Source organism: Bacillus sp. EB600 (assembly GCF_024494385.1).
Taxonomy (GTDB): domain Bacteria; phylum Bacillota; class Bacilli; order Bacillales; family Cytobacillaceae; genus JAEVLT01.
Map to the genome: position 1 here is coordinate 40,665 of NZ_JAEVLT010000020.1, position 11,387 is coordinate 52,051.

11 protein-coding genes are annotated in these 11,387 nt (G+C 36.4%); 7 read left to right on the forward strand and 4 right to left on the reverse strand.

Annotation, left to right across the window (positions count from 1 at the left end):
• Nucleotides 1-66: 66 nt before the first annotated feature.
• Together JN080_RS18360 and JN080_RS18365 are read left to right on the forward strand one after the other, a co-directional pair.
• Nucleotides 67-981, forward strand: a complete 915-nt coding sequence (locus JN080_RS18360; RefSeq protein ID WP_256237437.1) for a VOC family protein — start codon at nt 67-69, stop codon at nt 979-981.
• Nucleotides 982-1,023: 42 nt separating this feature from the next.
• A complete protein-coding gene (locus tag JN080_RS18365; protein ID WP_256237438.1) occupies nt 1,024-2,061 on the forward strand; it encodes an amidohydrolase family protein in 1,038 nt (345 codons plus the stop codon).
• A gap of 131 nt (nt 2,062-2,192) precedes the next feature.
• Here the strand turns inward: JN080_RS18365 and JN080_RS18370 are convergent, their stop codons facing one another.
• From JN080_RS18370 to JN080_RS18385, 4 genes are all read right to left on the reverse strand, one after another.
• On the reverse strand, nt 2,193-3,086 hold the full coding sequence (locus tag JN080_RS18370; protein ID WP_256237439.1) for a LysR family transcriptional regulator: 894 nt from the start codon (nt 3,084-3,086) through the stop codon (nt 2,193-2,195).
• A 266-nt stretch (nt 3,087-3,352) separates the two neighbouring features.
• Complete coding sequence (locus JN080_RS18375) at nt 3,353-5,221, reverse strand: ATP-binding protein (RefSeq protein WP_256237440.1); 1,869 nt, start codon at nt 5,219-5,221, stop codon at nt 3,353-3,355.
• Nucleotides 5,214-5,633, reverse strand: a complete 420-nt coding sequence (locus JN080_RS18380) for an ATP-binding protein (protein WP_256237441.1) — start codon at nt 5,631-5,633, stop codon at nt 5,214-5,216. Before JN080_RS18380 ends, JN080_RS18375 begins: the two co-directional genes overlap by 8 nt.
• Before the next feature lie 381 nt (nt 5,634-6,014).
• Nucleotides 6,015-6,272: a YpbS family protein gene (locus JN080_RS18385; RefSeq protein WP_256237442.1), complete on the reverse strand. Its 258-nt coding sequence runs from the start codon at nt 6,270-6,272 to the stop codon at nt 6,015-6,017.
• Nucleotides 6,273-6,461: 189 nt separating this feature from the next.
• Between JN080_RS18385 and JN080_RS18390 the strand changes: the two genes are divergently transcribed.
• The 5 genes from JN080_RS18390 to JN080_RS18410 all read left to right on the forward strand — a co-directional run bounded on the left by JN080_RS18390 (nt 6,462) and on the right by JN080_RS18410 (nt 11,375).
• Nucleotides 6,462-6,692, forward strand: coding sequence for a hypothetical protein (locus JN080_RS18390; RefSeq protein WP_256237443.1), 231 nt, complete (start codon nt 6,462-6,464; stop codon nt 6,690-6,692).
• Between the two features lie 367 nt (nt 6,693-7,059).
• Nucleotides 7,060-8,097, forward strand: a complete 1,038-nt coding sequence (argC, locus tag JN080_RS18395; RefSeq protein ID WP_256237444.1) for an N-acetyl-gamma-glutamyl-phosphate reductase — start codon at nt 7,060-7,062, stop codon at nt 8,095-8,097.
• A 55-nt stretch (nt 8,098-8,152) separates the two neighbouring features.
• A complete protein-coding gene (argJ, locus tag JN080_RS18400) occupies nt 8,153-9,382 on the forward strand; it encodes a bifunctional ornithine acetyltransferase/N-acetylglutamate synthase (protein WP_375141699.1) in 1,230 nt (409 codons plus the stop codon).
• 9 nt (nt 9,383-9,391) lie between these two features.
• Nucleotides 9,392-10,198 carry an acetylglutamate kinase gene (argB, locus tag JN080_RS18405; protein WP_256237445.1) on the forward strand — a complete coding sequence of 269 codons (807 nt, stop codon included), beginning with the start codon at nt 9,392-9,394 and terminating at the stop codon, nt 10,196-10,198.
• Nucleotides 10,188-11,375, forward strand: a complete 1,188-nt coding sequence (locus tag JN080_RS18410; RefSeq protein ID WP_256237446.1) for an acetylornithine transaminase — start codon at nt 10,188-10,190, stop codon at nt 11,373-11,375. The genes argB and JN080_RS18410 overlap by 11 nt, the downstream gene beginning before the upstream one ends.
• Nucleotides 11,376-11,387 lie beyond the last annotated feature (12 nt).

Genomic DNA, 11,387 nt, shown 5'->3' on the forward strand with positions numbered 1-11,387 from the left:
TAAGAAAATTTACACCTGTCAGTGATTTGAGTTGTTTTAAGTATTTTGAAAATGGGAGGTAATCTAATGATTCGCTATAAGAAATTAGGTTATACTGTGTTAAGTGTAACTGATCTTGATAAATCGGTTGATTTTTATGAAAATATTGTTGGTATGGAATTTGTTGAACGGGAAGATAATATAGCATTCCTTCGTTGCAGTGGGGACCACCACAATTTAATTCTTGAACAAGGCGAAGAATCAGGTTTGAAAAGAGTTGCTTATGAACTTGAAAAAACAGAGCAATTCCAAGGCGTATTTGATTATTTAACAGAACAAGGTTTAAATCCTGTTGAATTAAGTGCAAAAGAGTGTCAAAGCTTAGCTCAAGGCAGAACATTACGATTTAAAGACCCATATTTAGGTGTAACGTATGAATTCTATGTTGAAATTATGGAAATGGGCACACCATTTGTTCCGAAGGATGCAAGAATTACAAGATTACTGCATATCGTTTATGAAACAAATAAATTTGATGAGTTATACGACTTCTTTACTAATACATTAAACTTCAAAGTTTCCGATATTCAAGGCCGGGAAACTGGGTGGGCTTGGTTAAGAGCGTTCCCTTCTCCATATCACCATGACTTTGCCTTGACGAGAGGAAAAGAAAATAAATTGAACCATATTGCTTATCAAGCTGAAAGAGTCGATGATGTCGGTATTCAAGTTAATCGATTAAAAGATAATAATGTTCCAATTCTTTTTGGACCAGGAAAACACCACCCGTCAGGAAGTATTTTCCTTTATTTTGCTGATCCAGACGGCTTAACTCTTGAGTACAGCCAAGGCATGGAAGAATTCCCTGAAGAAAATCCAAGAGAAGCTCGCCGCTTAGAACCAACTATGGCAACTCTTGACGAATGGGGAGGAAGACCACAACCTGGATGGGGTAAAATTGGTAAATTAATTACGGAAGATCTCGAAAAAGTTAATAAATAATCCCTGCAAAATAAACAATCATACTTAAAGGAGGCGGGCATTGTGTCAAAAGAAAAACATTTTCGCGTAGACTTTCATGCGCATATTATTCCAGACAATTTCCCTGATCTAGATGCAAAATATGGTGATAATCGTTTTCCTACATTAAAGCATACTTGCAGCTGTGGAGCTGAAATCTTTAAGGACGGCAAGTCATTCCGACAAGTCGAGGATAATGCCTGGGATCCAGAAAAGCGGATTGCACAAATGGATGAGGAAGGCGTAGATGTTCAAGTCTTATCTCCAATTCCTGTTACGTTTACGTATTGGGCTGATCCAGAAAAATGTTTAGAACTGTCGAAAGCACAAAATGATTTTATTGCTTCGGTTGTTGCAAAATATCCTGATCGTTTTGTCGGCTTAGGAACTGTGCCATTACAAGATGCTGATTTAGCTATTGCTGAAATGGAAAGAGCTGTGAAAGAACTAGGGCTGAAAGGGATTGAAATCGGCAGCAATGCAAACGGTAAAACCCTTGATGATCCCAACATTTTAAAATTCTTAGAGGCAGCTGCTAAAATGGATGTGCCTATTTTTGTTCACCCATGGGCTACTATTGGTGTGGAAAGAATGCCGAAACATAACTTTATGTATTCAATTGGGATGCCATCAGAGACGGCGCTTGCTGCAGCAAGTTTGATCTTCAGCGGTATTCTTGATAAATACCCGAATTTTAAAATCTGTTTCTCCCATGGCGGGGGTTCACTTCCATATTTATTACCAAGGATCGATCAAGCTTGGGAAGTATGGCCTCATATACGTACAACGGAAAATCCACCAAGTCATTATGCTAAGAAACTCTATTATGATACACTTGTTTACGATCCTCGTAATCTCCAATATATGCTTGAAAAATTTGGCGCTGAACACATTATTACTGGTTCAGACTATCCATTCTTGCTTCGTGAAGTTCCAGCTGGAAGAGTAGTTGAACAGTTGGAAAACCTTTCTGAAGAAGAAGTTAAACAAATGCTTGGAGAAAATGCGATCGAGTTTCTTGGGTTAACAAAATCAAGTTTTATAAAAGAAACTATTAAGTAAAAAGTGTGATATGTAAAAAAGAACCTTCCTTTTGACTCTTCATGAGTAAAAGGAAGGTTCTTTTTTTTGTTACTATTTGTATTTAAAAAAGTAGAAATAGTGAAGGTAGTAAGTGTAATTAATTTACATATTCAAATCGATTTTAAATTCTTTAATGTAGTTTCAAAGTAATGTATAAATAGAAGAAGTTTTTCTAATTTTGGAGCTTCTTTTTTATAAACTCCTGCAACATTATATGTGATGTCGTCAAAATCAGCAAAGGGGATCATACATAGATCCTTATCCGGTTTAGACGTGTCATTGGCTAGAATTAGTTCTGGAACAACACTGAAACCCCAGTTATTTTTAATCATAGATAGTACCATTTCAAATCCGCCAACTTCAATGCGTTTTAGATTTTTTACTCCCACTAATTTTTCATCGATTTTTCTCCATAAAGCTGATTCACGTCGATAACAAATCATCGTTTGATTAATTAAATCCTCTTTTGTAACTTCAACTTTTCCTGCCAATGGATGTTCTTTTCCAACAATAAAAGTAAGATTTTCATGATAAATATATTTAGTTTCTAGATTAGTGAACGGGATAACGTCTCTAACTAGTCCTATATCAATTACTCCTTTTTCGACCATTTTAGAAACCTCAACAGAATCCTCTGCTTCTACTAAATCAAATGAGAGCTCATCATTTTCTCGTAGTAATGATAAAACATGTAAGACAATCGAAACAGAGATAGCAGGGGATAATCCTATTGTTAAGGTTGGAGCTTTAAAAAGATCAATCGTTTGTTTTGCTTCGTTTATATAACTAAGTATTTTCCGTGCAAATGGAAGTAAGGCTTTTCCTTCCTCTGTTAGGAGGATTTTTTTTCCTTCCCGATAAAATAATTTACAACCTAATTCTATTTCTAACTTTTGAATTCGTGCCGTGACAGCAGGTTGTGTTAAATTCAAATACTCTGCAGTGCGCGAATAATTATTAAGTTCAAAAACGGTTATGAAAGTTACTAGTTGTTCATCATCCACTATTACACCCCCTCCGCTTATTTTTTGTTTATTTTATAGTGATTTTTACTATATCTATATAATCAAAAGAACCTTAATTTTTATAATATAATACCATAAAATAAGGATTTTGTAAGTGTTTCCATTTGAATTATATAATAATTATGGTGGCTACTTCCGATGATGGGATTAAAACATAAATGGGTTTCTAAGTGGGAACTCAAAAAAACTCGCCCATTAATGTGAGAAGGCGAGCTTTTTGAACCTATTTACGTTTGATGTATTTCCTATTTCTCCTTAAGATAGGGCTGAATATCTTGTAATGCCTGTTGAAGGTCAGACCGTGTTTTTAATTCACTATCGATTTCAATTCCCAGTTCAATCATTGTGTCAGCAATCTCCGGACTAATTCCTGTTAGAATTGTCGAGCAGCCTAATAATTTAATCCCTTTAACAATTTTAAATAAATGGTTAACAACTGCTGTATCAACGAAAGGTACGCCTGAAATATCAATAATTAATTGTTGTGCCTTCAGTTCTTTAACGCGTTGAAGTGTTTTTTCACGGATTTTTTTGGCGCGATACGTATCAACATTCCCGACAACTGGAAGGATACAAACCCTTTCGGCAATTGGAATGATCGGAACGGATAGTTCATCTACCGTTTCACGATGACTTTTTAACAATTCCTCTTTGTAGTTAGCAAAATAAGCAGTGTAGGAATCAATATAAAAATCAATGATATCGTTGACAGTACGCTCTAAAGTAAAGAACTCCTCCACCGAGAGAGTGTTGTTAGATTCAATATAAAACGCTTTTATGGCATTCCAAATGATCCCTCTTGATGATTGGAACAGCTCCCATGCCAAATGGATAGGAAACTCTGTTTTAGCACTCCTCACACCACGTTCCCGGGCAAAATCCATGATATCTTCCATTTTTAGTTGACTAATGTTATCTGCAACAAGCTTCATTATTGGATTACCGACTGTTTTAAAGCTATCCATCTCACCGTTTTCTTTCAATAGAGAAGTAATGTAGCTTTTATTTTTATTCAAATATTCAATCCATTCTTCAGTGTAAAAATGGATATTATTTGTCAAGAAATTTTCCAGTTCAACTTTTGAATCAACTGCTTGGATCATTGAATGACCTCCTATAAATTGGTTGGAATGTGCTTTGGGGAATGATAGAAAAAAGGTAGTTCCTTGTCCTTCCTCACTTGTGACACGTATTTTGCCGTCGTTTGTCTGGATTGCGTTAAAGACTTGTGCTAAACCCATTCCTTTACCGTCCTGTTTCAATGTAAAGAATGGTGTGCCTAGCAAACGCAGCTTGTCTTTTGGTATACCAATGCCGGAATCAGAGATATTGATGCGAATTTCCTGTAAATCCTCAAACTGTTCAATCATTAAGGTTCCACCTGGAGACATCGCTTCGATTGCATTTTTAATTAAATTAAATAGTGCTTTCTTTATTTGATCCCTTCTGCCTAAAATGACCGGATTTTCGCTCATAAATTTTTTAATTACATTTATATCATAGAGTTGGTTTTGAAATAAGAGCAAAATGGATTCAACTTCCGAACACAAGTTAAAGGTTGTTTGTTTTTCCTGCACAAATTCAGGTTTTGAGACACTCATTAAATCATTTAAAATATGAATAGCACGGTCTAGTTCACTTTGGGCAATTTGCGTATATTCTTGTTTATACGTTTGCTCAAGCAATTGGAGAAATCCTTTTACGGCGGTCAATGGATTTCGAACCTCGTGCGCTATGCCGGCAGCCATTTCACCAATTGAGGATAATAGGTGATTATTCCAATTATTGTGATCATGCGAGCTTTGTAAATAGGCGATATTGAACATATATAAATGTACTTTATCTAGTTTTTGGTCCTTGAATGTTCGATGAAATAGGAAAAAGTATGGTTGTGAGTCAATGGTTACAATAAAGTCATTAGATCTCCCCATAAAGCATTCATGGAGTTTTGTCTTAATTTCATTATTTTTAATACGATGAAAAAGATAGTTTGTATCATTTTCTTCAGAAAGTAACAGCTTTTTCCCTTCACTATTAACCTTTTGAATCGAACCATCAGGATTTACTTCAATCAAACCGTAAGAGATACTCTGAGTGGTAGGTAAATTAACCAAAGCGACTAGCCTGCCCTTCATTTAACCATTTAACTGCCCTGATCCTTGTACCAAGATCGGCCGTGCTCGTAATTTCAAACTCATCCATTAAGCGTTTTACTCCTGATAATCCCAAGCCTAAACCAGTTTTTGAACGAATTCTATTATTTAAAATTTGATCAAGGTTCAAGATGCCGGGGCCTTGGTCAATTGCGGTTATTTCTATTCCATAGGATGGAATAGGTTTTATAAAAAGCTCCCCTTTTTTCGCGTAAAAGACAATGTTACGAGTTAATTCCATTATGGATACAACTAATTTTGTTTGCTGACTTTTATTTAAGCCGAAATCATCAGCAACTCTTTTCCCGAGCGTACTTGCCATGTATACATCATCTTCCCGTTCAATAACAATCCTGTACACAGTAGTATCCAATCCTTTTCTACTAAAAAAATGTTTATTATATTTAATTCTAGCATAATTTTATACGAATTTGCTCATTATTTTTGAAAATGGCAAAAATTCGTTTATTTGTTTCTTTATATGTGACATTTTTTCTATCTAGGTATAAAATCATAAACTGTTGATTACTTTGGATGTGGTTAATTACTGAAAAGCACAAGCGTCCAGCGACGTTCTAGTGCTGAACGTGCTTTTCTAACTATGCCTCAATAAGGTGCCACTTTTGTGCTTCATTCAAAATTTCACTAAAGACAAAACTTATGTTTGATTTTAAACCTGATTAATGAACATCCTGCCCGGAACTGGAAATGAATAAAAAAAATAGCCCCTAAAAGGAGGAGCTGGAAATTTCTCTTATTGAAGTTTTCTAACGTATTCTCTAACCATTTCGGATGTTACACTTTTCCGGGAAGGCACAATCCCTTGCTTAGCCAATTCATTGATCGTGTTTGTTACTGCGTTTATTTTATCAATTGAAAAAGCTTTCCCTTGCTTACATAATTCAACAGCCTCTTCAATATATAACTCCCTTTTTCGATCGAGAGTTAAAAAATCAGTTATTCTTTTGTTTTGTTTATTAACATGGGTTGTAATGTCTTTATGTACACTCATATTTTCACTCCTATGCATATATATCAATGAAACAAGATGTCGTATTTAATCATACCAATTTTCAGCTAAATTTAATATAAAGATAAAGACTTTTTAGTTTTCTCTAGCTTTTAAATGAATTATAATAAATTTATACGAAGTTCATGAAATTGTCAAAAATTCATTTTGAAGGCTGGAGGAGAGGTTAACATGCTGAGAATTGGTATATCGAGTGTAGTTAGTTTTATTCTTTTTTATATAGAATCCCTCATTGTTATGCAATTAAAGGGCGCGTCAACGATTGAAATAGGCGGGATGGCTCCTTTTATTAATATTTGGGCAATGAATTTCTTTTTCGTGTTTGCCATTCTCACACAGGTCGGAAATTGGTTTCAAACTAGAGGATTATTCGAACAAACAGATGAGCATAATATTTATTGAAAAATCACCTTTTTGGATCCGAAAATCTCCCGGAGTGTACCTAACTCCAGGGGGTTTTTTTGTATTATTTTTACTCCTTTAATTGATTGCCGATTTGTTTATGATTGGTCCATGCTTTTTCTGAATAGCTGTGTTAAACTTGTATGTTGATTTCCGCTCCAATCAACATAGTTACAAAGTCAATAATAACTTTTAACACAGACTTCTGAATAAATGTTTCTAAGTTAAGATAATTTTTGAAAATGGTTACAAGCAGGCGGTTTAATCATTTTACACATTTATTGAAAATTAGGTATTAAAAACATTGTATAATTATCGATAAATTAGTATAATAATACATCAAGAGGGCTACAGGGAGATGAAAAAAATGAAAGCAGCTATTATTGGCGGCACAGGATACGGGTCAGCTGAACTGATTCGTTTGATACAAAAACATCCAATTCTTGAAGTTGGAACCATTATTTCTAACTCACGGGCAGGTACCCGGTTTAGTGACGTTTATCCTCATCTTACAAATATAAATGAACAACCAATGGAATTATTTGATGCAAATAAAATAAGTGAAAATAATGAAATTGTTTTTCTTGCTACGCCTTCAGGAGTAAGCAGTGAACTTATTCCTCCATTATTTGAAACAGGCTTAACATGTATAGATCTTTCCGGTGACCTACGGATCCGCTCGGCAAGTGAATATGAAAAATGGTATAAAAAGTCACCTGCTGAAGAGAAATATTTAAATCTGGCAGTTTATGGGTTAAGTGAAATTTACGAGGAAAACATAAAAAAAGCTTCACTAATTGCCAATCCTGGTTGTTATCCTACAGCAACATTACTCGGACTTTTACCTGTTGTGAAAATGAATATAGCAGATTACAAGTCTATTATTATTGATGCAAAGTCAGGTGTATCTGGTGCAGGACGGGGGCTTTCCATTACATCCCATTATGCTGAAATAAATGAAAATATCAGAGCTTATAAGTTAGGTGGCCATCAACATATTCCTGAAATCGAACAAGTTCTTCAAGATGAAAGTGGAAGACCGGTTACAGTATCCTTTACGACACATCTTGTTCCGATGACAAGAGGGATTATGTGCACAATGTACGTGAACTTAAATGAAGTGATTTCAACGGCTGAAATCATCGAAAAGTACAAGCGATTTTATCAAAATAATCCATTTGTTCGAATCAGGCCTGAGGGTAACCAGCCTTCAACAAAAGAGGTACTTGGCAGCAATTATTGTGATATTGGTTTGTATGTTGATAAAAGAACAGGACGACTCACAATTGTTTCAGTAATAGATAACCTAGTAAAGGGTGCTGCCGGTCAGGCGATTCAAAATGCAAATATACTTAATGGCTGGGAAGTTCAAACGGGATTAAAAGATATTCCTGTTTATCCATAAGCTGTGTAAGAAGATAAGTACTCTGCCATGAATTTTAAAGGGGTTGTATAATTTGATACCGACAATATCGAATAACGAAATGGTTATTCTTGAACAAGAAAGTGTGACCTTACCTAAAGGTTTTAAAGCAGGGGGAATGAGTTGCGGTTTAAAAAAGAACAACAACCTTGACCTTGGCTATATCGTTTCTGATGTACCTGCAACTACAGCAGGAGTATATACAACAAATACCTTTCAAGCAGCTCCATTGTTCGTTACGCAAGAGAGTATTGCTAAGGAGAAGAAAATCAAGGCTATTATCGTAAATTCCGGCAACGCCAATTCATGTACCGGAGATCAGGGGATAAAAGATGCCTATGAAATGCAAAAGCAATTTGCAAATGAACTTGGTATAAAAGAGCATTATGTTGCTGTAACTTCAACAGGCGTTATTGGCGAACTAATGCCAATGGATAAAATTAAATCAGGAATCAAACAGATTCTTGGAAAAGAAAATGAAGCTGAAAGCAAATTTAAACAAGCCATTTTAACAACTGACACTGCACCCAAAAATATTGGTGTGCAAATTAAAATAGACGGTAAAACAATCAGTATTGGTGGTGCTGCAAAGGGGTCGGGGATGATTCATCCCAATATGGCAACAATGCTGGGCTTTGTTACGACTGATGCAAGTATTGAATATGAAAATTTAGTAACTGCCCTTAAAGACGTTACCAACCAGACCTTTAATATGATCACCGTTGATGGAGATACAAGTACCAATGATATGGTATTAGTCATGGCCAATGGGATGGCAGGTAATGAACAGTTAACAAAAGGTCATCCGGATTGGAACGTATTTGTAAATGGACTGAAAGTGGTATGTGAGGAACTTGCCAAAAAGATTGCTAAAGATGGCGAAGGGGCCACGAAATTAATTGAAGTGCAGGTAAACGGTGGGAATAGCCTGGCCGATGCACGTGCTGTTGGTAAAGCAATTATCTCTTCCAACTTAGTGAAAACAGCGATTTATGGAACAGACCCAAACTGGGGAAGAATCATTTCAGCAATCGGATATAGTGGTGTCCCGGTTGAGCCGAATGCAATTAAGGTTTCGATCGGATCATTTCTTGTATTCGAATCTGGACTGCCTTGTCCAATTATTGAATCAGAAGTTAAGGAATATTTAGAACATGATACCATTCAAATCTTGGTGGAATTAAATCAAGGTAACCATAGTGCAACGGCATGGGGATGCGATTTAACTTATGATTATATCAAAATTAACGCATCGTACCGTACATGAGGTGAAATGATGAAATACATTGTGATTAAATGGGGCGGCAGTGTCCTTGAAAAATTACCGAAAACTTTTTATAAAGATGTTGTTACACTACACCAATCAGGCGAATGGATCCCCATTATCGTTCATGGCGGAGGCCCTCTTATTACTGAACTATTACAAAAATTAAATGTAGAAACCAAGTTTGTAAATGGCCTTCGGGTAACAAGTCAACAAGTATTAGATATTGTTGAAATGGTGTTGAGCGGGGCAGTCAATAAACAAGTCGTCAGAAAGATTATGGAAGCAGGTGGAAATGCTTTCGGAGTAAGCGGTGTTGATGGCAGTTTGCTAAAAGCAAGGCCGACAGAGGCTTCCGAAACATTAGGATATGTTGGCGAGGTTGTCGAAGTCAACCATCTGCTGATTGAAGGAATTATAAATCAAGGTTATATACCGGTTATTTCTCCAGTAGGGATTGGCGAAGGCGGGCAGCGGTATAACATTAACGGTGATGTTGCTGCATCGGCCATCGCAAAAGCACTAGGTGCTAATCTTTGTTTTATCAGCGATATACCGGGAATTATGGTAGAAAAGGACGGTAAAAAGACGAAGCTCGCGAAAGTTTCAAAGTCAGAGGTTGAAGAATTGATTAACAATCAAACTATATGGGGCGGAATGATCCCAAAAGTAAAAGCGGCAATCGATGGACTTGTTCATAATATACCCGAGGTTGGGATAGTTAATGGATTTGAGGAAAATAGTTTATTGGATTATACAAATGGTATAGATGTGGGAACAAAAATTGTTTTAGACGAGGTGTTTAGTAATGACAAATAATCCTGGAGTCACCACAGTTTCACCACTTATGGCAACATACGCCCGCTTCCCAATTACTTTGGTAAAAGGAAAAGGAAGCTATGTGTGGGATGATCAAGGGAAAAAATATTTAGATTTTACCTCAGGAATCGCCACCTGTAATTTAGGGCATGTACCGGATGTCGTAAAAGTAAAGCTTGAAGAGCAACTGCAAAGTTTGTGGCATTGTTCAAACCTTTATCATATACAAAATCAGGAAGAACTAGCAGGACTGCTGGTTGCAAATAGCTGTGGTGACCAAGTGTTTTTTTGTAACAGCGGTGCGGAAGCCAATGAGGCGGCAATTAAAATTGCAAGAAGGTATGCCCAAAAGGTTAAGGGTACAGATCAATACTTGGTTGTTACCTTCAAGCAATCATTTCATGGACGAACAATGGCAACATTGTCGGCAACGGGTCAAGAAAAAATTCAAAAAGGTTTTTATCCATTAGTGTCAGGATTTCAATACCTTGCTTATAATGATTTTGCATCTTTAGATCTTCTTGCTGAACTTAAACCGGCAGCGGTTCTGCTTGAACTGATTCAAGGGGAGGGTGGAGTAATTCCAGCCGATCCAGAATGGGTGAAAAAGCTTGAAACTATTTGCAAAGAGAATGATATCCTCTTGATGGTAGATGAAATTCAAACGGGAATGGGAAGAACAGGAACACTGTTTTCCTATGAGCAATATGACATTGACCCAGATGTTATAAGTCTAGCCAAAGGTCTCGGCTCAGGCTTGCCAATTGGGGCAATCATTGCGAAGGAAAGGGTCGCTAAAGCATTTGATCCGGGAAGCCATGGAAGCACATTTGGGGGAAATCCGTTTGTAACTGCAGCAGGAGTGGCGACAGTTACTCATATTGTTTCGAGCAATTTATTAAACCACGTAAATGAGATCGCAGCTTACTTAGATGCTAAGTTGGAAAATTTGAAAACAAAGTTTGACTTTATTAAAGAAGTTCGCGGTAAAGGACTCTTAAAAGGAATGGTTGTTGAAGTGAACGCAGCAGACATTGTTCAAAAGGCAATCACAAATCAACTGCTTATTTTAACTGCAGGGCCTAGTGTTGTCCGTATTTTGCCGCCGCTGACAGCTACAAAAGAAGAAATTGATGAGTTTGCAGATATATTGGAAAATGTTTTCCAAAGTATATAGAGAAAGGCAGTG

What these genes read in the sequence shown, in the direction of transcription:
- JN080_RS18385 (WP_256237442.1), bottom strand. Translation starts at nt 6,272, where the DNA reads ATGAGTGTACATAAAGACATTACAACCCATGTTAATAAACAAAACAAA.
- JN080_RS18390 (WP_256237443.1), top strand. Translation starts at nt 6,462, where the DNA reads ATGCTGAGAATTGGTATATCGAGTGTAGTTAGTTTTATTCTTTTTTAT.
- JN080_RS18360 (WP_256237437.1), top strand. Translation starts at nt 67, where the DNA reads ATGATTCGCTATAAGAAATTAGGTTATACTGTGTTAAGTGTAACTGAT.
- JN080_RS18410 (WP_256237446.1), top strand. Translation starts at nt 10,188, where the DNA reads ATGACAAATAATCCTGGAGTCACCACAGTTTCACCACTTATGGCAACA.
- argC (WP_256237444.1), top strand. Translation starts at nt 7,060, where the DNA reads ATGAAAGCAGCTATTATTGGCGGCACAGGATACGGGTCAGCTGAACTG.
- argB (WP_256237445.1), top strand. Translation starts at nt 9,392, where the DNA reads ATGAAATACATTGTGATTAAATGGGGCGGCAGTGTCCTTGAAAAATTA.